At 65.2% G+C, this 21549-nt stretch carries 19 protein-coding genes; 4 read left to right on the top strand and 15 right to left on the bottom strand.

Going from position 1 to position 21549, the window contains the following annotated elements; genetic code table 11:
• Positions 1-551 (top strand): anti-sigma factor (locus VN047_RS02420; RefSeq protein WP_325539664.1); only part of this gene is annotated, 551 nt, incomplete at its 5' end.
• Positions 552-618: 67 nt separating this feature from the next.
• Here VN047_RS02420 and VN047_RS02415 read toward each other — a convergent pair.
• From VN047_RS02415 to zwf, 11 genes are all read right to left on the bottom strand, one after another.
• On the bottom strand, positions 619-957 hold the full coding sequence (locus VN047_RS02415) for a hypothetical protein (RefSeq protein WP_325539662.1): 339 nt from the start codon (positions 955-957) through the stop codon (positions 619-621).
• A gap of 120 nt (positions 958-1077) precedes the next feature.
• On the bottom strand, positions 1078-2079 hold the full coding sequence (locus VN047_RS02410) for an NAD(P)H-dependent glycerol-3-phosphate dehydrogenase (RefSeq protein WP_325539660.1): 1002 nt from the start codon (positions 2077-2079) through the stop codon (positions 1078-1080).
• A 40-nt stretch (positions 2080-2119) separates the two neighbouring features.
• A complete protein-coding gene (locus VN047_RS02405) occupies positions 2120-3052 on the bottom strand; it encodes an alpha/beta fold hydrolase (protein WP_325539658.1) in 933 nt (310 codons plus the stop codon).
• Positions 3049-3909 (bottom strand): lysophospholipase, encoded by an 861-nt coding sequence (locus tag VN047_RS02400; protein WP_325539656.1) that lies wholly within the window; start codon positions 3907-3909, stop codon positions 3049-3051. The genes VN047_RS02405 and VN047_RS02400 overlap by 4 nt, the downstream gene beginning before the upstream one ends.
• Positions 3910-3911: 2 nt before the next feature.
• Entirely contained in the window at positions 3912-5360 is a 1449-nt protein-coding gene (locus VN047_RS02395; protein WP_325539654.1) for a DUF3336 domain-containing protein, read from the bottom strand.
• Between the two features lie 24 nt (positions 5361-5384).
• Positions 5385-6941, bottom strand: coding sequence for a wax ester/triacylglycerol synthase family O-acyltransferase (locus tag VN047_RS02390; protein ID WP_325539652.1), 1557 nt, complete (start codon positions 6939-6941; stop codon positions 5385-5387).
• Complete coding sequence (locus VN047_RS02385) at positions 6942-9281, bottom strand: glycerol-3-phosphate 1-O-acyltransferase (protein WP_325539650.1); 2340 nt, start codon at positions 9279-9281, stop codon at positions 6942-6944. It abuts the gene before it with no gap.
• Positions 9282-9284: 3 nt separating this feature from the next.
• Positions 9285-10856 (bottom strand): HAD-IB family hydrolase, encoded by a 1572-nt coding sequence (locus tag VN047_RS02380; protein ID WP_325539648.1) that lies wholly within the window; start codon positions 10854-10856, stop codon positions 9285-9287.
• An 89-nt stretch (positions 10857-10945) separates the two neighbouring features.
• On the bottom strand, positions 10946-11569 hold the full coding sequence (gene eda, locus VN047_RS02375; RefSeq protein WP_325539646.1) for a bifunctional 4-hydroxy-2-oxoglutarate aldolase/2-dehydro-3-deoxy-phosphogluconate aldolase: 624 nt from the start codon (positions 11567-11569) through the stop codon (positions 10946-10948).
• 98 nt (positions 11570-11667) lie between these two features.
• On the bottom strand, positions 11668-13509 hold the full coding sequence (gene edd, locus VN047_RS02370) for a phosphogluconate dehydratase (protein WP_325539644.1): 1842 nt from the start codon (positions 13507-13509) through the stop codon (positions 11668-11670).
• Positions 13502-14986 carry a glucose-6-phosphate dehydrogenase gene (gene zwf / locus VN047_RS02365; protein ID WP_325539642.1) on the bottom strand — a complete coding sequence of 495 codons (1485 nt, stop codon included), beginning with the start codon at positions 14984-14986 and terminating at the stop codon, positions 13502-13504. The genes edd and zwf overlap by 8 nt, the downstream gene beginning before the upstream one ends.
• Positions 14987-15090: 104 nt before the next feature.
• Here zwf and glpD point away from each other — a divergent pair, with 104 nt between their 5' ends.
• Positions 15091-16647 carry a glycerol-3-phosphate dehydrogenase gene (gene glpD / locus VN047_RS02360; protein ID WP_325539640.1) on the top strand — a complete coding sequence of 519 codons (1557 nt, stop codon included), beginning with the start codon at positions 15091-15093 and terminating at the stop codon, positions 16645-16647.
• Between the two features lie 2 nt (positions 16648-16649).
• Here glpD and VN047_RS02355 read toward each other — a convergent pair whose 3' ends face one another.
• A complete protein-coding gene (locus tag VN047_RS02355) occupies positions 16650-17387 on the bottom strand; it encodes an SDR family oxidoreductase (RefSeq protein WP_325539638.1) in 738 nt (245 codons plus the stop codon).
• A 98-nt stretch (positions 17388-17485) separates the two neighbouring features.
• On the opposite strand from VN047_RS02355, the gene VN047_RS02350 reads away from it, so the two are divergent.
• On the top strand, positions 17486-18382 hold the full coding sequence (locus VN047_RS02350) for an AraC family transcriptional regulator (RefSeq protein ID WP_325539636.1): 897 nt from the start codon (positions 17486-17488) through the stop codon (positions 18380-18382).
• Here the strand turns inward: VN047_RS02350 and VN047_RS02345 are convergent.
• From VN047_RS02345 to VN047_RS02335, 3 genes are read right to left on the bottom strand one after another with little or no spacing between them, the layout of a single operon-like run.
• Positions 18379-19038 carry an MOSC domain-containing protein gene (locus tag VN047_RS02345; RefSeq protein WP_325539634.1) on the bottom strand — a complete coding sequence of 220 codons (660 nt, stop codon included), beginning with the start codon at positions 19036-19038 and terminating at the stop codon, positions 18379-18381. The genes VN047_RS02350 and VN047_RS02345 overlap by 4 nt on opposite strands.
• Positions 19039-19078: 40 nt before the next feature.
• Positions 19079-20242, bottom strand: a complete 1164-nt coding sequence (locus tag VN047_RS02340) for an MFS transporter (protein ID WP_325539632.1) — start codon at positions 20240-20242, stop codon at positions 19079-19081.
• 14 nt (positions 20243-20256) lie between these two features.
• Positions 20257-21291, bottom strand: a complete 1035-nt coding sequence (locus VN047_RS02335; protein WP_325539630.1) for an aldo/keto reductase — start codon at positions 21289-21291, stop codon at positions 20257-20259.
• 86 nt (positions 21292-21377) lie between these two features.
• Here VN047_RS02335 and VN047_RS02330 point away from each other — a divergent pair.
• Positions 21378-21549, top strand: a 172-nt coding sequence (locus VN047_RS02330) for a LysR family transcriptional regulator (RefSeq protein ID WP_325539666.1), incomplete at its 3' end; no start/stop codon positions are given.

Raw genomic sequence — 21549 nt, 5'->3', positions numbered from 1 at the left:
ATTTCGGCCCGGTCGCCGACGAAGCGGTGCCCGAACGGCTGCGCGCGCTGCTGACCGGAACGACCGGGACGACGGTCGACACCAGCCTTGCCGACCGCCGCGAGACGAAACGCGCACGTTTTTCGGCGGTCCACTGGGGCGCGGTCGCGGCATCGCTGGCACTGGGGCTGACGATCGGGCTGCGGCCGTGGATGCCGGCGGCCGACGTGAATGAAACGAACGGCACGCTCTTCGCATCGGGCGCGCTCGCCGGGGCGCTCGACACGCAGCTCGCGTCGACCCAGCCGGATGATGCGACCGTGCGGATCGGGCTGAGCTTTCGTGACGGCAGAGGGCGCTATTGCCGCAGTTTCGAGGTGGGCGAGCTTGCCGGCATCGGTTGCCGCGAAAAGGATGGGTGGACGCTAGAACGCACATTGCGCGGGCAGGTCGGGGGTGAATATCGCCAGGCTGCGTCGGGCACGCTGGCGGCCGATGCCGCCGCGATGATGGCGGGCGATCCGCTCGACGCCGACGCCGAACGTGCCGCACGCGACGGCCACTGGAAATAGCAGACAAGCGAAAGGGGCGGACGCCGCATGGCATCCGCCCCCTTCTACCCGGGCAAGGGCCGGGTTATCAGCCGCCGACCGTCACGCGGCCGCTGCGATAGCCCTTCTTGCGCATTTCCTTCACATAATCCTTGTCGGCGTCGACCACTTCGGTCTCCCATTCATCCCACGCGTCCCAACGGTCCTCGCGGTCGGTCGAGTGGCGAAGATCGCTGTTCAGCTCCTTTTCTGCCTCCAGAATGTCAGCCTTGTAATTATACCACTGCTGGTTCACGATTCCCGCAATCGGCGCGGTACGGATGTGCGGCGCCTCGAATCCCGGCGGCATCGAACCATAGGGCACACCGGCAACGGCAGCGGTGGCGGGAAGAGCCACAAGCAGCGCCAAACTCGTCCATTTTTTCATCTCTCTTCTCCTTCCGGACCCTGTTGGGACAGAAAGAGAAACGAAAGAGTCGGGCGTTTTCTTCCCGACTCGACGGCGATTCGGCACGGCTGGCGGTGGAATCGCCGGAATCGCCGGATTTCAGCCCGGATGCGCCTCGTCACCCACGCTCGATTTCAGAAGGCCGCGGAACACATCCATCGCGCTGCGCTTGCCCTGTGTCACATCGAAAACGTCGCGCGCGATCGGCATGTCGAGGCCATATTTGTCGGCAAGCGCCATCACCGTCGGCGCGCTTTTCACACCCTCGGCAACCATGTTCATTCCCGCGATGATCTCGTCGATAGGGCGGCCCTTGCCGAGTTCGACCCCGACATGGCGGTTGCGCGACAGCGGGCTGGTGCAGGTCGCGATCAGGTCGCCCATGCCGGTGAGCCCCGCGAAGGTTTCGGCGCGCCCGCCCATCGCGACACCCAGCCGGGTAATCTCCGAAAGCCCGCGCGTCATCAGCCCTGCACGCGTATTGTCCCCCGCGCCGAGCCCGTCGCCCATGCCGACCGCAATCGCGATGATATTCTTGAGCACCCCGCCGAGTTCGCAGCCCAAGAGATCGGTGTTGGTGTAGACGCGGAACAGCCCCGAATGAAACACCGGCTGAAGCGCGCGGACGACGATCTCGTCCTCCATCGACAGCACGCTCGCCGCGGCCTGCCCCGTCATGATCTCGCGCGCGAGATTGGGGCCGGTGAGCACGCCCACCGGATGGCCGGGCAGCACTTCCTCGATCAGTTCGGTCATCCGCTTGCCCGACGACAGTTCAAGGCCCTTGGTCAGGCTGATCACCGGCACCCACGGGCGAAGATGGTTCCTTGCTTCCTCAAGCACCGCGCGGAAGCTGTGTGAGGGTACGCCCATGACGAGCACGTCGGCACCTGCAACCACCTCGGCCATATCGCTCGTCGCGCGCAGCATCGGCGGCAATTTGATGCCGGGCAGATATTTGCGGTTCTCGCCCGCGGCGTTGATGCCATCGACCGTTTCGGCATCGCGTGCCCACAGGGTGATCGGCGCATTGCGCGATACGACCGACGCGACCGTCGTCCCCCAGCTGCCCCCACCGAGCAGGCCGACCTTCAACCGCATTTGTCTCTCCCCTTATTTCAGGAAGAGACTGGCGACTGTTTCAGTGCTTGGCAAGGAACTCGCGCTGGACGTCCGCCGTGGCCTTCGGGTCCTCGATCATCGGCACATGCGCGACATGTTCGAAGATGTGCGAGCGGCTGCCAGCGATCCCGGCTTCGAGCACCGCGACGCAGCTGACGTCGATCAGCTTGTCATGGCGCCCCCAGATGACAAGCGTCGGCACCTTCACGCCGCCGAGCTGGTCGTTGAGCGGCTTCTGTTCCATCTCGTCGGCGATGACCCAGAAAATCTTGTCGAGCAGGTCACGATGCTTGAGCGCGTCAGCGTAGATCACCGGCTTCAGCCGCGCCGGCACATGCGTCGGCTTGCGGACGACGAAGGCGATCAGCCGATCGGCGTCCTCGAGGCTGGCGAGGACCAGCGGATTATAGTCGCGGTCCGCCGCCAGTTTCTGCAATTCGCTTTCGTCGGCGCCCATGATCCCTGCATTGTTCATCAGCGTCAGCGTGCGCAGGCGGTCGGGATAGTCGATCGCGAAACGCAGCGCGATCCAGCCGCCCATGCTGTTTCCGCCAAGATGCGGCCGTTCGATGCCGAGCGCGTCCAGAAAGCCCTTCAGCCGCGCGGACTGGCTTGTCACGTCGAACGGCAATTCGCCGTCGCGGTCATTTTCGCCGAACCCCGGCAGGTCGGGGGCGATCAGATGATAGTCGCGCGTCAGCCACGGCGCGTAAAAGGTCCAGTGATCCTTGTCGGCGCCGAAACCGTGGACCATCACCAGCGTCGGCTTCGAGCGATCGCCGCCTTCCAGATAGGGCCAGATGCGGCCATCGACGACCACCGTCTTGCGCACGACGCGCGCGCGTTTGCGCATCAGCCAGCGCATCAGTTGCACAAGCTGTTCGGGGAAAAGGAAATAGAGTAGCGCAAGCGTGATGAGCGGCGCGAAGATCAGGACGAGAAGGATTTTCATGCCGCCCCCTTGGCTTTCACATGCGCATCGAACCAGCCGATAAGATCGTCCAGTACCGCGTCGCGTTCGGGCTCGTTGTAGATTTCATGGAACAGGCCGGGATAGATTTCGAGCCTTTTGTCCTGCGACGCGACATTGTCGAACAGGTAGCGCGATCCCGCGGGCGCGGTCAGCCGGTCGGCTTCGCCATGCTGGATCAGGATGGGCAGGTGGATCTTCGGCGCGTCGGCCTGTGCAACCGCCATCGCGTCCATGAACTCCTTGCCCAGCCGCGCCCCGATCTTGCCGCCATAGACAAGCGGGTCGCCCTGATAGGCGGCGACCACTTGCGGATCGCGGCTGACGCCATTTGAATCCAGCGACAACACGCCGAGACGCGGGAAAAAGCGCGAAAGGAAACGGCTGATCCAGACGGTGAAGCGCGACGGCGGTTCGGCGGGCAGGATCGCGGGGCCCGAAAGCGCGGCGGCGACGAACGCCTGCTGCCGTTCGACGAGGAACAGGGTCGCGATCAGCCCGCCCATGCTGTGGCCGAGGAGCAGGCGCGGCGTATCGGCATGGTTGATCTCGACGAGCGTCAGCAGTTCGGCCATCCCGTCGAGAAAGGCCGAGAAGCGCGGGACGAAACCGCCCTCGCCGTCCGAATTGCCATGCCCCCAATGATCGACGGCATAGACGGCATAGCCCGCACCGGTCAGGCGTTTTGCGACATATTCGTAGCGCCCGGCATGTTCGGCATAGCCATGCGCGAGCAATATGATCGCGCGCGGACGGCCTTCGGGAAGCCAGTGGGTGACATGCAGCTTGGCGCCGGCGCCGGCAGAACCGGCAGGCAGGATCACCGCACCCGCCGCCATGCTCAGCGAACCGCCTTTTTCAGCGCCGCGCTGCGGTGCCCGGGGCCGTCGTCGCCCGCCTTGTCGATCTTCGCCAATATCGCTTCGAGCGCGCGGCTGATCGCGGTCTGCGTCCGCACCATTTCGACCTTCGGCCACGCGGTGCGCTCGCCGGTGTCGATCAGTTCATCGATATCCTCCTGCCCGAGGTCGGACAGGATCTTGGTCGGCGACCAGAATTTCGGCGGCCGGATGATATTGATGTCGCCGGTATATTCCTGATTGATCACCGAGCGTGCCATGTTCGCGATGCTGTTGAGCGGCGGAATCAGCTCGAGCGGCTTCTGGAAAATGACCATATTCGCGTTGAGCCACGCCTTGAACGTCGTCATCGACGCATGTTGAATGGCCTCGATCGGCGCCATCTGCTTGCGCGTATCGGTCGCAAACGGCAGCGCGATCGGGTTCGCCTGACTGACGATATGATGGTTGACCCCGTACAGCCGTTCAAGCCGTTTGGTCGGGATGTCATGCGTCACCGATCCGTCGACCCAGCGCCGGTCGGGCTGATAGGGGACGCGATTGCCCGCATCGTCGCGCGCCATCAGCATCACGGGCGGGAACACCCCCGGCACCGCGCACGATGCAAGCACGGCTTCGCGGATCAGCACGTTCGGCGCGGTGATCGCGTTGAGCAGCCGCCCGTTCTGATGCTTTTCGGCAGGAGCGACCGAGACATTGAGATGGCGGCCGCTGATCTCATAGGCTTCCTGAAAGGTCAGGTCCGGGATCAGGTCGGCGAGGCGCTCGCGTACCTCGTCGGGCGCAAGGCGCCGCCCTTCGGGATCGCGGTCGGGATTGGCGAGGCGCTCGCTTTCGAGGAAGGCGCCGATGTCGGCATTCTTGCGCGTGCAGACGACCGCGGCGACAATCGACCCGCCGCTCGCCCCCGACATGATCGCCGGTAATACGCCCTCTTCCCAGAGCGCTTTCACGACGCCGATATGGAAGAAGAGGAAGCTGCCCGAGCCCGAGAGCAATAGCGCCGAGCGACCGTAGCAATGCTGGGCGCGGCGGAAGAAATCGCGCTTTTCGTCGCGGGTGATGCTGCGCGCGGTGGCAATCTTGTCGAGCGAGGCGACGACCTCGGCGACATAATCCTCGATCAGCTTCTTCGTCCCGAAACGCGCCTTCTGATAGAGGCGCTCGTGCCCCATGCCGTCGATATTGCCGTGGATGCCTTCGTTGAGCACGAAGAGCAGCCCCTTGACGTCACCCGCCGCCGACAGCTTGCGCAGCTTTTCGAGGCGGGCGCGGATCGCCTTGTAGTCGAAATGCTTGCTTTCATCAGCGTCGCGCCACGCCTGAAGCCCCGATTTCCGGTCATGCTCGTGCGCCGCTTTGGTCCAAGCGGCATAATCGGGTGCGGTCACAAGATCGCGGTCGGCGCTGAGCGTCGGGGTAAAAAGCATGCGGTAATCCTGCGAGAGCATGGTTTATTTTTTGCGAGTCTTGCCGGTTGCGTTCGCTTTAGCAACCGGTTTCACCCTGGGCTTGGCGGCAGGTTTCGGGACAGCTTTCGGTTTGGCCTTCGGCTTGGCCACGGGTTTCGGCGCTGCCGTAGCGGCTTTCGGCTTTTCGGGTTTCGGCACGGCCGCCATCAGGTCGGCGAAACTTTCGTCAATGCATTCGCGAAAGAAAGCGATGTCGGGCATCACCGCACGTTCGGAGATGATCGAAAAGGCGATCCGTCCGTTATAGCTGGGGGTCGCGACGAACAGCCCCATATTGTTCGCGAGCGGGGCCATGCCGTGCTGCTGCACGAGTTGCGCACCCGCCAGATAGAGCGGCACCTGCGCGCCCGGCACGTTCGAGATGAAAAGATTGGTCCCGCGCACCGCGAAGCGTTCGCTGGTGACGAGCCGCGCGACCGCCGCCATCGTCGCGCCGGGAATATGCTGCGACAGGTCGGTCATGATGCGGGCGCTGACGCCGGCTTTCGCTTCCTTCGCCTCGACCGTATAGTCGCGAACCGCGGCGAGCCGTTCGAGCGGATCGGCGATATCGGTGCGGATCGGCACGCTCATCGCCGACACCTGATTGCCCGGTTTCGACGCCTTGCCGCCCTTGCCGCGCAAATTGATCGGCGCAACCGCGACAAGGCTGTCTTTGGGCAACTCCTTGTGCTTTGCGAGATATTTCCTGAGCGCGCCGCCGACGGTCGTCAGCACGACGTCGTTGACCGTCGCGCCGGGTACCTTCTTGCGGATTTCGGCGACGTCGGTCAGCGCGACCGTCGTCGCGTCGAACATCTTGTGCGGCCCGACGGGCACGTTGAACCGCGTTTCGGGAACCCCCGCGCTCATGCCGCCTTCGGCAAGCGACTTGCGCGCCGACGAGATGATCGCGGGCGACATCTTCATCAGCGCGTTCATGAACTTGACCGGCGACTGCATCGACGCCGACCAGGCGCGCGAGAGCGTCTCGGTGCTCGATGGTGCCTTGCCGAGTTCCTCGACCGGCGGCGGCTCGGCAATCGCGGGCGTGCCGTTTGCGTCGATATCGCTCATCGCGATAAAGGCGTGCGCGCCCGACGCGCCATCGACCGCGGCGTGATGGACGCGGTGGAGCATTGCGAAGCTGCCCTTCGGGATGCCCGGAATGCGATCGAGCCCCTCGATGATGTAAATGTCCCAGAGCGGACGGTTCATATCCATCGGTTTCGAGAACCAGCGCGCGACTGCGATGCAGAACTGCCGCCAGTCGCCGGGCTCGGGCAGGCGCGCGTGGCTCATGTGCGCCTCGATATCGAAATGCTCGTCCTCGACCCAATAGGGATGGTCCATGTCGAACGGCAGCCGGTGCAGCCGGCGCTTGAACAGCGGCGAGGTGCCGACACGGCTTTCGACGTGGCGGATGATATCCTTGAAGCGCACGAAACCGCCCGGCGCGGTAGAGGGGTCGTAGATATAGACCCCCATGATGTGCGTCAGATTGTTTGCGGTCTGCGTGTAGAGGAACTGGGCGTCCTGTGCGCTGAGCTGTTTGAGCATCTATCCTCCTGAACCCGGCAAGCGGTCGGCGAGTGCAACGGTCGAAAGCCGCATCGTTTCCATGACGTTGGCGAGGCCGCGCAGTTCCATCAGCAGCGCGCGGCGTGCCGCGAGATTGACCGGCGTCGCCTCCTCCGCAAGCCCCATATGGCGCATCAGCGACAGGCCATTTGCAAACAGCAATTTGCCGATCGCCGCCTCGCTGCTGATCCGGCGCAGCAGCCAGGCTTGCTTGCCTTCGGAAAGCGCGGCATCGAGCAACGCCTTTTCATCGACGACGTCACCCGGCCTTGCCCGCGCGAGCAGGTCGGCGACGACTGAATAGGCTTCGGCGAACGGCAGCAGGATCGCGTGGCCCACGACCGGCTGACAGCGGCGGATAAGCTGCGCGATGCCCCGGTCGCCGCTCGCGAGGCGGCGGTCCCAGACGGGATCGATGCGCGCCAGTTCGGCTTCGATCGCGGCGCGATGCTCGTCGCGCGGCGGATAGAAGAATTCGAATTTGAACAGGTCGCGAAGGCGGTCGATCCTGGCCCAGAAGGCGGCGGTTGCATCGCCGCTGTCGGCGTCGCGCAATTCGAACAGCGCGAGTTCGATCATCGCGCGGTCGAGGAAATGATGCGCGATGATGTTGCGATAATAACTCGCCATCGGATGCTTGGCGGGGTCGATCGAATAGACATTCTCGCTGCCCGCCTCGTAGCGCGCGAGCAGCCCGCTCGTGACGAGCGTGTCGACGGTCGCCGACAGCGCGGTATCGTCGCCGCTTTCGAGTTCGCTGCTGAGGCGGATACCGCGCGCTCGCGCCCAGTCGGTCACTGCGCCGATCGCCCCGAGCAGTTCGGCGGAGGTCGCCCCGCGCGGCGCCATGCCGAGCAGGATCAGGCACATCACCGAGGTGACGGTCAGCGGCGTCACCCGGTTCGCCTCGACCGCGACGGCGAAGGCGATCTTTTCGAGTGCGCGCTTGTCGTCGGGCTCCGGCGCGGATTCGATTACAACCGGATCGCCGATATCGAGCCGGATGCGGCCCGAGGGCTCCTTCAGGCTCTTCATATAGCCGAGGAACCACGACAGGCTCTCGGGCTTCTTGTTCCGCCCCGTCTGTTCGGCGGCATATTCCTCAACGTCGCGGATCAGGTCGAAGCTGGTGACGAAGGGCACGAAATGTACATCCTTCGTCCCCGTCGCATGCGCCGCGTCGAGGACATATTTCATCAGGCCATATTTGGGTGGCATCAGCTTGCCGAGCCGCGAACGTGTGCCTTCGAACGCCCATGACAGCGGGAAACGCTTGGCGAGGAGCCAGGCGATGTAATGGCGCAGCACCAGCTTGTAGACCGGCTGGTCCTGGAAGCTGCGGCGGATGAAGATCATCCCCGAACGGCGGAAAAATTCGCCCATCACCGCGAAGTCGAGATTGGCGCCGCCGAAGCTGTGCAGCATCGGCAGGTCATTCTCATAGGCAAGCCGGCTGGGCGTCGCGCCGTCGATATAGGTCTTGTGGGTGAAGAGGATTGCGGTCGGATGTTCGCGCAGGATGCCGCGCAGCTTTGCCAGTTCGGCCGCATCGATTTCCATCTCTGGCGCGTAGCCGCCGAACATCATGCGATCGAGCCGGGCACGCAGATCGAGGAACAGCGCCGAGGGCCGCGCGATGACCTCCTTCATCAGCGGCCGCGCCTCGCGATAGAGATCGCCGACCGGGCGCCCGGTCTTCTCCGAAAGCTCGGCGAGCGCCGCCCGGAATTTCGGACTGGTGCGCAGCCCATCGGCGACGAAGCGCGGCACCTTGTATCGTGTTCCCCGGATCCCGCGCTCGGCGACGTCGAGCGCGAGTGCCGCCTGCCGCGCGACGAACCCTGCGAACTCGGGGCTGTGCGCCCCCTCGCCATCGCCTCCGCCGGTCTGCAGGCAGAAACGGTCGCGGAGAATGTCGAGCGTCGCCGCTTCGCCGACCAGGATCTGCGCACGGCGCCGGTCGCGGAGCAGGATCAGCCGCGAACGCAGCGGTCCCGGATGGCGCGGGTCGCCGAAGATCAGGTGGCGGAACCTGAGCGCGCGGTCCTTGTCGAAACCCGGGATACGCCAAGCGACGCGCAGCGGCACCACCTGCCGCGACGGTGTGCCGCCGAGCCGCGCCTGCAGCACGTCGACGGGGAGCGCATGATCGCCATCCTCGATATCGAGGCTCGCCCAGGCCGGATCGCCATCGCCACTTGTCGAATGAATCCAGTCGAGCAACAGCCGCCGCTCGACCCCGTTTCGCGCGTCGATGATATAGAGGCGGTCGGCCGCCTGCTCCGCCACGATTCCGGTGCGGGGCGTTCCGTCGGCCACCGCCTAGCCGGTCTTTCCCTTGGCGGCCGCGGGCTTTTTGGCGGGCGCCTTTTTCTTCGCGGCAGGCTTTTTCGCGGCCGCTTTTTTTGGCTTGGCCTTTTCGGCCTTGGCCTCGGGCGGAGCAGCCTCGGGCGCGGGTTCCTTCGCCACCGATTCCGCGACGCTTTCCTCGGGCTGGCCCAGCGTGCGCAGGAACATGTTCCGCACATCGCGGACGTGATTGTTGATCGTCCGCGGGCTCCACTTCGACGTGTCGACCGGCGGCAGCACGGTAACGCGCACGGTTGCGGGGCGCATCACGAACTCGTTCTTCGGCGCGACGTCGGTCGCATTATGGATCACGATCGGGACGATCGGCACGCCGGCCTGCATGGCGAGGTGGAAGGCGCCCTTCTTGAACGGTTCGAGCTTCGGCGTCAGGCTGCGCGTGCCTTCGGGCGAGATGCAGATCGACTTGCCCTCGACCCGGATAGCATCGACCAGCGGCTCCATCGCCTTGATCGCGCTTTTGCCGTCGGCGCGGTCGACGAAGACGGTACCGCCCCATTCCATCAGCTTGCCGAGTATCGGGATATCCCTGATCTCTTTCTTGCCCACCCCGCCCATGTCGCGGCGGATGAGCTTGGCGAGGATCATCACGTCCGCCTTGCTCTGGTGGTTGAAGATGAAGACGCACGGGCGCGCCGACCAGAGATTCTTCTCGTCCTCGACCTCCAGCTCGACCCCGGTGATCGCGGTCGCAAAGTCGCCGAACAGCCCGATCGAGAAATTCGCCGCCTCACGCTGCGAACGCGTCAGCGCCCAGATCGGCAACCCCGCCGCAAAGGCACCGACGAGCGAGCCGGTAGCATAGATGGTCCGCGTATAATCGACCCAGCTCGGCGTGCCGCGGCTGCCGAACCGCTGGACCGGCCAGCCATTTTCCTCGGCGATCGCTTTCAGCTTGAGGTTGGGGTTGAGCGGGCGCGGCTTGCCGACGCGTTCGAGCAGTTCGATGTCGTCGTCGCTGTCCGAATAGAAAAAGCTCTGGTCGAGATCGAGGCCATATTCGGCGGCGAGTTCCTCGGCCGCCAGCACCTTGCCCTCGCCGAAGCACAGCGGCCGGATGATCTCGCCGGTGAACACCCCGTCCTCGATCTCGTATGCCGAGCATTTGATGTCGGTGATGCCGAGATCGCGCGCGGTCGGTTCGATCTGGTAGATCGTCGCTGACGAGATGATCGCGACGCGATGCCCCTTCGCCTGATGCGCTTCGATGATCGCGCGCGTCTCGGGATAGATCTTCCGCGCGATATGCTTTTTGTAGAGTTCCTCGCCGAACTCGACGAAGCTTTCTTCCTCGACGCCCTTCATGAATTTGGCGGCGCCCGACATCAGCCCCGAAAAGCCGATGGTGCCAAGGCTGTGCTGCGCGATGACCTGTGCGGTCTCGGCAATCTCTTCCATCGACATTTCGCGGCGCTGGAATTTCTCGCGCAGCATCGCGGTCGCCGAATAGCCCGAGATGATCGTGCCGTCGAAATCGAACAGCGCGGCGATATGCGATCCGGGTTCGGACGCGAGAACTTCTTCCAAATGCGGCTGCGGCCTCGGCACGCGCATCTCCCCACCAACGACTATATTGCCGTTTTACCCAAGCACAGTGGCAGTAAAGATGGCGTTTATCAATGGCCCGAAAGGGCGGCCGCCTCGCGCGCAAGTGCCTCGATTCTGGCAGGGTCGAGCGGCCCCGACGGGACGACCCAGCTGCCCCCGACACACAGAACCGGACCCAGCGCGAGCCACTCGGGCGCGGTTGCGGCGCTGATCCCGCCGGTCGGGCAGAAATTGACCCCGCCGAACGGTCCCGCGAGCGCCTTGAGCGCGGGGATGCCGCCGCTCGTCGCTGCGGGAAAGAATTTGAAACTGTCGAGTCCGATGTCGAGCCCCGCCATGATGTTCGACGCGTTGGCGACGCCGGGCAGGAAGGGGATGCCGCTCGCCACAGCCGCTTCACCGAGGCTGTCGGTAAGGCCGGGCGACACGATGAACTCGGAGCCCGCGTCGATCGCGTCCTTGAGCATTCGGGGGTCGAGCACCGTGCCCGCACCGACGACCGCGCCGGGCACGGCTTTCATCGCCCTGATTGCATCGAGTGCCGCCGGCGTCCGCATCGTTACTTCGAGTACCTTGAGCCCGCCCGCGACGAGCGCCTCGGCCATCGGCACCGCATCCTCGACGCGGTCGATAACGATCACGGGGATGACCGGCGCGATGCGCATGATCTGCTCGATACCGCTGTTGGACATTCTTCACTCCATTCTCAATCCGTCGCCCCCGCGAAGGCGGGGGCCGTTATCGGTCCTACACTTGATTGCCGGCGGCCCCGTCCTGGCGGGGGCGACGGCTAGATCACTTGTTCCATCGCCGCCAAGATCGCCGATCCGCCCTTTTCGGCTTCGTCGGCGTGGTGGCGGAACAAGGCGAACAACTCGCGTCCGACACCGACCGCAGGTGGCGGCGGGGCCGCCGCGATGCGTGCAACCCAGATAGCGGGGTCGACGAGCGCGAGCACCTCGCCCTTGCGGGCGCAAACGCGGACGATATCGCCGTCGGCAAGGAAAGCCAGCGGACCGCTGACCCCATCCGCACCGGGCAGAGCCTCGGGTGACAGATGGATCACCGCGGGCACCTTGCCACTCGCGCCCGACATACGGCCGTCGGTGAGCAGCGCGACGCGGAAGCCGCGATCCTGCAGCACGCCGAGCGCGGGGGTGAGTTTGTGGAGTTCCGGCATGCCGTTGGCGCGCGGCCCCTGAAAGCGCACGACGACGATCACATCGCGTTCGAGTTCGCCCGCCTTGAACGCAGTCAGCACCGCATCCTGCGTATCGAAGATCCGGCACGGCGCCTCGATCGTCCAGCGATCCTCGGCGACCGCGCTTGTCTTGATGATCGCGCGGCCGAGGTTGCCCGCAAGCAGCCGCATCCCGCCGTCGGACGAGAAAGGCGCCGCGACGGGGCGCAGCATCGTATCGTCGCGGCTTGTCGCCGGCGCAGCCTGCCAGTGAAGTTCGTCGTTCACCAGCACCGGTTCCGCCGCATAGTCGGCCATCGTCCCGCCGACCGTCAGCACATCGCCGTGCAGCAATCCGGCGCCGAGCAGTTCGCGCACGACATAGCCGATGCCGCCCGCGGCGTGGAAATTGTTCACGTCGCCCGCGCCGTTCGGATAGACGCGCGCGAGCAGCGGCACCGCATGGCTCAGCTCGTCGAAATCCTGCCAGTCGATGATAATCCCCGCCGCGCGCGCGATCGCGGGCAGATGGATCGCATGGTTGGTCGAGCCGCCGGTCGCGAGCAGACCGATTGCGGCGTTGACGATCGCCTTTTCGTCGATGCAGCGCGCGAGCGGACGATAATCGTCGCCGTCCCAACCGATCGCGGCGATCCGGTGCGCCGCGGCACGCGTCAGTTCCTGCCGCAGCTTCGTGCCCGGGTTGGTGAAGGCGCTGCCGGGGACGTGCAGCCCCATCAGCTCCATCATCATCTGGTTCGAGTTCGCGGTGCCGTAGAAGGTGCAGGTGCCCGCGCCGTGATAGCTCGCAGCTTCCGCCTCGAGCAACTCGTCACGGCTTGCCTTGCCCTCGGCATAGAGCTGGCGGATGCGCTGCTTTTCCTTGTTGGCAAGCCCCGAAGGCATCGGTCCGGCCGGCACGAGGATTTGCGGCAGATGGCCGAAACGCAGCGCGCCGATCAGCAGGCCGGGGACGATCTTGTCGCAGATGCCGAGCAGAAGCGCGCCTTCGAACATCGCGTGGCTGAGCGCGATCACCGTCCCCTGCGCGATATTGTCGCGACTGAAGAGCGACAGGTCCATGCCCGCCTGCCCCTGCGTCACGCCATCGCACATCGCCGGGACGCCGCCCGCGACCTGCGCCGTGGCACCGGCTTCGCGCGCGAAAAGCTTGATCTGCTCGGGATAGCGTCCGTACGGCTGATGCGCCGACAGCATGTCGTTATAGCTGGTGACGATACCGATATTCATCGCCGCGCCGGTGCGGATCACCGGCTTGTCCTCGCCCGAGGCAGCAAATCCGTGCGCAAGATTGCCGCACGACAGATTGCCGCGGTTGGTGCCCGCCTCGCGCTGGCGGTCCATCAGGTCGAGATAGGCGGCACGGCCCCGGCGGCTCCGCTCGACGATCCGATCGGTGACCTTGGCGATTGCGGGGTTCAGATCAGTCATGCCAGCTCGCTCCGTCGCGCTCGATCAGCGCGATTGCACTCGACGGCCCCCAGCTTCCCGCCGTGTAATTCTGCGGCGCCATGTCAACCGCCGCCCATGCGTCGCGGATCGAATCGATCCATTGCCACTGCGCCTCGACTTCGTCGCGGCGCACGAACAGCGTCTGGTCGCCCTCGATGAAGTCGAGCAACAGACGTTCATACGCAATCCGCCGCCGCTCGCCCGCAAAGCTGTGCGAGAGCGAGACGTCCATCGTCACTTCCTTCAGCTTCACGCCGTCGCGGTCGAGCCCTGGCTGCTTCGCCATCACCTTGACCCGGATATTCTCCTCGGGCTGGAGGTTGATGATCATGCTGTTCGCGTCGAGCTTGCCCGCACCGACGCGCGCAAAGATATTGTGCGGCACCGGCTTGAACTGGATCAGCACCTCGGACTTGCGCTGCGGCATGCGTTTGCCGGTGCGCAGGTAGAAGGGCACGCCCTTCCAGCGCCAATTGTCGATATAGGCCTTGATCGCGACGAAGGTTTCGGTGTTCGACGGGTTGCCGAGTTCGTCGGCATAACCCGCGACCGCGCCGCCATTGACCGCGCCGCTCGTATACTGGCCCTTGACGCTGTGCGATTTCACATCCTCGGCGCTCATCTTGCGGAGGCTCCGCAGCAGCTTGACCTTCTCGTCACGCACCGCGGTCGACGAGACGCTCGACGGCGGCTCCATCGCGATGATCGCGAGCAGCTGCAGCATATGGTTCTGCACCATGTCCTTCAGCGCGCCGACGCCATCATAATAGGAAACCCGGCCTTCGAGCCCGACGGTCTCGGCGACAGTGATCTGGACATGGTCGATCGCCTGCGCATTCCACAGCGGCTCGAAGAGCATATTGGCAAAGCGCAGCGCGAGCAGGTTCTGCACCGTCTCCTTGCCGAGATAATGGTCGATGCGGAAGACCCGGTCTTCGGCAAAGGCGTCGCCGACCTGCGCATTTACCTCACGCGATGAGGCGAGGTCGTGGCCGATCGGCTTTTCCATCGCGATACGGCATTCGGCGCACGCGATACCGGCGGCATTCAGCCCCTGCGCGATCGGCCCGAACATCGACGGCGGGGTCGACAGATAGACGCCGATCGGACGGCTCATCCGGTCGCCGAGCAGCGCCGCGAGCTCGTCAAAACCCGTGCCCGCCCCGGCATCGATCGCGCAATAATCGATGCGATCGAGGAAACCGGCGACCCCCGCGTCCTCGATGCGATCGGCGGGCAAATGCTCCGCCAAGGCCTCGCGCACCTGCGCCTGAAATGCCGCGCGATCCATCTTCGATCGCCCCGATCCGATGATCGTCAGCGTATCGGCAAGCAACCCGTCGAGGTGGAGATTGTAGAGCGAGGGAAAGAGCATGCGTTGCGCGAGATCGCCCGTCGCGCCGAACAGCACCAATGTTTCGACTTTCACGCTCACAATCGTCCCCTTGGATAACATGGAAGGAATTGGGGGATACACGAAGCGAATGCAACGCGCATACGTAAGCCGCATACGATGTCGGCCCTTGGCAAATCCGACAACGCTGCCATAGGAATTCGATTATGCCGGACAGCGCCCCTCCCTATGATGTCATAGTCGTCGGCGGCGGCGTCAACGGTGCCGGCGTCGCACGCGATGCCGCCGGGCGCGGCGCGCGGGTCTTGTTGCTCGAAGCGAACGATCTGGCCGAAGGCACCTCGTCGAAGTCGACCAAGCTGATCCACGGCGGGCTGCGCTACCTAGAACATTATGAATTCGGCCTCGTGCGCGAAGCATTGAAGGAACGCGAGGTGCTGTGGGGCATCGCTCCGCACATCATCCACCCGCTGCGCTTCGTGTTGCCGCACCGGCAGGGACTTCGTCCGCGCTGGCTGCTGCGGCTCGGCCTCTTCCTCTATGACCATATCGGCGGCCGCAAGAAGCTGCCCGCGACGCGATCGATCGACCTTCGCCGTCATGCCGCGGGCGAACCGCTCCAGCCGCAATATGCGAAGGGCTTCGAATATTCGGACGGCTGGGTCGATGACGCGCGGCTCGTCGCGCTCAACGCGCGCGACGCTGCCGATCATGGCGCGCGCGTGCGCACCCGCACGCGCGCCGAAATGCTGCGCTGCGAGGACGGGCTGTGGATCATCGACGCGAGCGACGATCAGGGCCATCAATATCGCTTCGCCGGCCGCAGCGTCGTCAATGCGGCTGGTCCGGCGGTGCTCGACCTGCTCAAACGCGCCGATGCCGAACCCGACCACCAGATGCGCCTCGTCCGCGGCTCGCACATCGTCGTGCGCAAGATTTTCGAGCACGACTATGCCTATTTCTTCCAGCTTCCCGACGGGCGCATCTTCTTCGCCATTCCCTACGAACGCGACTTCACGCTGATCGGCACGACCGATCAGGATCATGACGGGCCGGCAAGCGAGGCGAAGGCGAGCGACGAGGAAATCGCCTATCTCTGCGAAGGGGCGAGCCTCTATTTCCGCACCCCCGTTACCCCCGCCGATGTCGTCTGGACTTATTCGGGCGTGCGGCCGCTGATCGAGGACGGATCGGGCCGGCCCGAAGCCGCGACGCGTGGATACCGCATCGACCTCGACATGGATGAAGGCGCGCCCTTGCTCACCATCTATGGCGGCAAGATCACCAGCTATCGCCATGTCGCCGAAGAGGCGGTCGACGAACTCGCCAATCACATCCCGGCGCTCTCCGGCAAGCGCCGGACTGCCAAGGTGCCGCTCCCGGGCGGCGATTTCCCGACCGACGGCGCTGCGCCGCTCAAGGCCGAATACAGGCTCGCCTACCCCTTCCTGAGCGCTGCGACCGTCGACCGCATCGTCAAGGCCTATGGCACCGATGCGCGCCGCTGGCTGGGCGACGCCACCGGCTGGGACGCGCTTGGCGGCGAGATTGCGCACGGGCTGAGCGTCGCCGAACTGCGCTGGATGGCTATGCGCGAATGGGCGCGCACGACCGACGACGTTCTCTGGCGGCGGAGCAAGCTGGGGCTGCATTTCACGCCTGCGGAAACCGGGCGCCTGTCGGACCATGTCGAACGCATCGCGGCCGAAGCCCGGCAGGCCGATGCCGAATTTTTCGGCGATACCCCGAATCCCCGACCGTAGCGTCAGGCCACGAGCGCGATGGCGTCGGCGCCCGCGGGGAAATGCGGCTGTCCCGTCCGGTCGTGCACGGCCTGCCACACCGCTGCCGCGACGTCAGCCTCGGTCGTGAACAGCGCGGGCTCTGCCATCGCGGCAAGGATCGGCGCGGCATAGCTGCCATAAGGTTCGGGCAGCACATCCTCGAGGCTGATATCGGTGTTCTGCGCAAAGGCGGTCGTCGGACCATAGCCGGGTTCGACGAGTTTCACCGAAATACCGAGGGGCTCCAGTTCGTGCGCCAGCGAACCGGTGAAACCCTGAATCGCGGTCTTGCTGCCCGTATAGGCAGCGGCGAGCGGGAAACTTGCGAGCGTCGCCGATGAGGTGACGTTGACGATCGTTCCCGAACCGCGCTCGCGCATCTGCGGAATCACCGCCTGCGTCATCGCGATCGTGCCCAGCGTATTGGTTACATAGACGTCGCGGATCTTCTGCATGGGAGAATGTTCGAGCGCCCCGAACAGGCCGATACCGGCGTTGTTGACGAGCACGTCGATCGGTCCGGCCAATTCGAGCGCCAGCGCGATGCTGTCGGCGTCGGTGACGTCGAGCGCAAGGGTGCGCAGCCGTTCCGACGCGGGAAAGAGGTCGCGGCGCGGTTTGCGCATCGTGGCGATGACGTTCCAGCCCTGCGCGTGGAAATGGACTGCCGTTTCAAGGCCATAACCCGACGAACAGCCGGTGATGAGGATGGTTTTCATGGGCACTTTCCTTTTCGAAGTTGGTGGAAAGCGTCTAGCCAAGGATATCAGGACTATCTATAATCCAAAATCCGTTATTCATTATCAATCGTCCTGACATGCCCGATCCTCTGTCCGATCTCATCGCGCTGCTCCGCCCGCGCACCGTTTTTGCCAAGGGGATCAGCGGCGCCGGACCCTGGGCAGTGCGTTATGGCGATTTCGGTCATCCGGGCTTTTGTACGGTGATCGAGGGGCGGTGCCGGCTCGCGGTCGACGGCGCGGAAACGGTGACGCTCGAGGCCGGCGATTTCGTGCTGCTACCCGCGACGCCGGGCTTCACCATGGCGGGATTCGAACCTGCCGAACCCGTCTTTGTCGATCCGCACGCCGCCGCCGGAGTTGCCGGGGAGGTACGCCACGGCCGGCAGGAGGGCGACGCGGATGTGCGGATGCTCGGCGGCTATTTCGTGTTCGATTCGCCGGATGCGGGCCTGCTTGTGTCGCAATTGCCCGCACTCATCCATTTGCGCGGCGCGGAACGGCTGACGACGCTCGTGCGGCTGGTGCGCGAGGAGGCAGGCGAAGAGCGACCGGGCTGCGACCTGATCCTGTCGCGCCTCATCGAGGTCCTGATCGTCGAGGCGCTGCGCTCGATCGAAGGGGACGATGCGCCGCCGGGGCTGCTGCGCGGGCTTGGCGATCCGCGGCTCGCGGCCGCGATCCGGCAAATCCATGGCGCGCCTGCGCACCCGTGGACCGTTGCCGAACTCGCGAGAGAGGCGGCGCTGTCGCGTTCGGCCTTCTTTGACCGTTTCGCGCGTACCGTGGGCGTGCCGCCGATAGAATATCTGCAAGGCTGGCGAATGAGCCTCGCCAAGGATCTACTGCGTCGCAAGGCTGGCGGTCTCGCCGAAATTGCCGAGCGCGTCGGCTATGGATCGGCGAGCGCGTTCAGCACCGCCTTTGCGCGCTATGTCGGGGAGCCGCCGAAACGCTATGCGATGACCGCCTAATCGGCGCCGAACTGTTCGGCGAGCTTCGCGCGCCGCGCCTTCCATGTTTCGGCGAGGACGGGCACATCGCGTAGCGCGCGCAGGTCCGCCGGCCGATCTTTCGCCTCGCCGCCGATCAGCAGGGCGAACAAAGTCGCCAGCGGCCAGTCGGGATACGGTCGCTCGACGAGATCCAGCGCATCGCCGGCGCGCACCTGACCCGGTTCGAGCACGCGGTAATACCAGCCCGTCCGCCGCGTCTTCACCACCTGTGCCATCACGCCCCTCGCCTGAAAACGATGATCGAGTTTCCAGCACGGCTGGCGCGCCTGCGTCACTTCGACGAGCGCGGTGCCCAGACGGAAGCGGTCGCCGAGAAAGACATTCTGCTCGTCGAGACCCTCGGTCGAGATATTCTCCCCGAACGCACCCGGAGCTTCGAGCAAGGGGGCGTCCCCCAGATACTCGCGCCACCAGTCATAGTGATCCGCCGGATAATGGTGGATCGCCTTGTCGATACCGCCATGGACGCTACGGTCCGCCTGCTCGTCACCGGCGAGCCCCATCGCATCGACCGCGACCGCGTCCGCCACCGGCAGCTTGCCGATGGCGCTCGGTTCATCGCCCCGGAAGGGGCGGGCCCTGCCCGTCAGGACAGCGAGAATCTCGGCGTTCATGGCAATGATTGCATAGGCTCCGCCGCCGAAATGGCAATCGTCAGACCTCAACGAGTGCCGGCGATTTCCGCGTCCGCGATGCCAGTACGATCGCGAGCCCGGCAACCGCCATCACCGCCCCGGCAATCGACACCGCCGGAAAGCCGAGGCCAAGCCCGATCACCCCGCCGCCGACCGCAGCGCCGATGGCATTGCCGAAGTTGAACGCGCCGATGTTGACCGCCGAAGCCAGATTGGGGGCGTCCGACGCCGCCTCCATCACGCGCATCTGGAGCGGCGGCACGATCGCAAAGGTCGCGACGCCCCACAGGAAAATCGTGATCGCGGCGGCAATCGGCGAGTACATCGTAATCGCGAACAGCAGGAGCATCGCCGCGAGCCCGCCGAGCGAGACGATCAGGGTGCGGTCGATCGAGCGGTCGGCGAAAATGCCGCCGAGCCAGTTGCCGGCGGTGAGGCCAAGGCCGTAAATCACCAGCATCGCCGTCACGAACAGCGTCCCCGCCCCGGTCGCTTCGGTCAGGATCGGCGCGATATAGGTGAAGACCGTGAACATCGCCGACGACCCGATCGCGGTGAGCGCAAGGGCGATCAGCACCTCGCGGCGTTTCAGCACGCCCAGCTCGGCGAGCATATTGCCGCCCGCGTCGCGTCCGATGTCGGGCAGCGCGAAGCGGAGCGCGACCATGGTGATCAGGCCCCAGATCGCGATGATGCCGAATGCGGTACGCCAGCCGAAATTCTCGCCGATCCATGGCGCGAGCGGCACGCCGACGACATTGGCGAGCGTCAGCCCCATGAACATCGCCGCAACCGCGCTCGCGCGCTTTTCGGGGGCGACGAGGCTGGCCGCGACGACCGAGCCGACGCCGAAGAAGGCGCCATGATTGAGCGAGGTGATCACGCGCGCGACCATCAGCGTCGAATAATCGCCCGCGATCGCGGAGAGGAAATTGCCGAGCGTGAAGATCGCCATCAGCCCGATCAGCAGGGTGCGCCGGTTCATCCGCGCCGTGGTGAGCGTCATCAGCGGCGCGCCGAGCATGACGCCCAGCGCATAGGCCGAGACGAGCAGCCCGGCGGCGGGGATCGAAACGCCCAGCCCTTCGGCCATGTCGGGCAGCAGGCCCATCGGCGCGAATTCGGTGATGCCGATACCAAAGGCACCGGTCGCAAGTGCAAGGAGGGGAAAGTTGATTTTCATGTCGGTTCTTCCGATCAGACGAGCGGCGGGTTCAGGCGGGCGAACCCCGCCTGCTGCCGATAAGGGGTGTGCGGATAGGGCGGCAGCACATCGCTAGCGGCGTCGAGCGCCGCCACCTGGTCGGCGGCGAGCGCCCAGCCGACCGCGCCGAGATTCTGCCGCAGTTGCTCCTCGTTGCGCGCGCCGATGATCACCGACGCGACCGTGGGGCGCCGGAGCAGCCAGTTGATCGCGATCTGCGGCACCGTCTTGCCGGTTTCGGCCGCGATCAGCTCGAGCGCGTCGACGACGCGGTAAAGCAGATCTTCGGTCACCGGCGGTGCGAACTGTTCAGTGTCGTGCAGGCGGCTGCCCGCGGGAACGGGGCGGTCGCGCCCGATCTTGCCGGTCAGGCGCCCCCAGCCGAGCGGGCTCCACACCAGCGCGCCGACACCCTGATCGGCCGCGAGCGGCATCAGGTCGGCCTCATAGGCGCGGCCGATCAGCGAATAATAGACCTGATGCGCGACGAAGCGCGGCGTGCCGAGGCGATCGGCGGCGGCCTGTGCCTTCATCAGCTGCCAGCCGGGATAGTTGGAGACGCCGGCATAGCGCAGCTTGCCTGCGGCGATGAGTGCGCCGAGCGTGTCCATCAGTTCGTCGACCGGCGTCGACGCGTCGAACGCGTGAAGCTGCAGCAGATCGATATGGTCGGTGCCGAGCCGGCGGAGCGCATCCTCGACGGCGCGGATCAGCCGGCCGCGCGAGGCGCCCCAGTCCTGCGGACCGTCGCCCATCGGCAGGCCTGTCTTGGTCGAGATCAGCACCGCATCACGGCGTCCCTTGATCGCTTCGCCCAATATCTCTTCCGACGCGCCGTTCGAATAGACGTCGGCGGTGTCGAACAAGGTGACACCGGCGTCGAGGCTGATGTCGATCAGCCGCCGCGCTTCGGTCGCGTCGCTCGTGCCCCATGCGCCGAACAACGGCCCCTGCCCGCCGAAGGTGCCCGTGCCGAAGCTCAGGGCCGGAACGCGCAGCCCCGATGATCCCAATTGACGATATTCCATGATCCACCCTTTCGGTTGCGTTGAACGCATAGATGGACGTGCACGCCCTACTGGAGTAGCGTCGGTTCAGGCGAAGGATTTTTGAAATGAACGCAAAGATGGAGGGCGGCGGCGATCGCGCCCGATCGATGGAAGTCTTTGCCGCGACCGTCGCGGAGGGCAGTTTTTCGGCCGCCGGCCGCTGCCTCGGCCTCACGCCATCGGCGGTCAGTCGCACGATCGACCGGATCGAGGCGCGGCTGGGCGTGCGGCTGCTGC

The sequence above is a fragment of the Sphingopyxis sp. genome (assembly GCF_035565275.1).
Lineage (GTDB): Bacteria > Pseudomonadota > Alphaproteobacteria > Sphingomonadales > Sphingomonadaceae > Sphingopyxis.
Note: the sequence above shows the minus strand (reverse complement) of the source record. Positions and strands in the feature narration are given on the sequence as shown.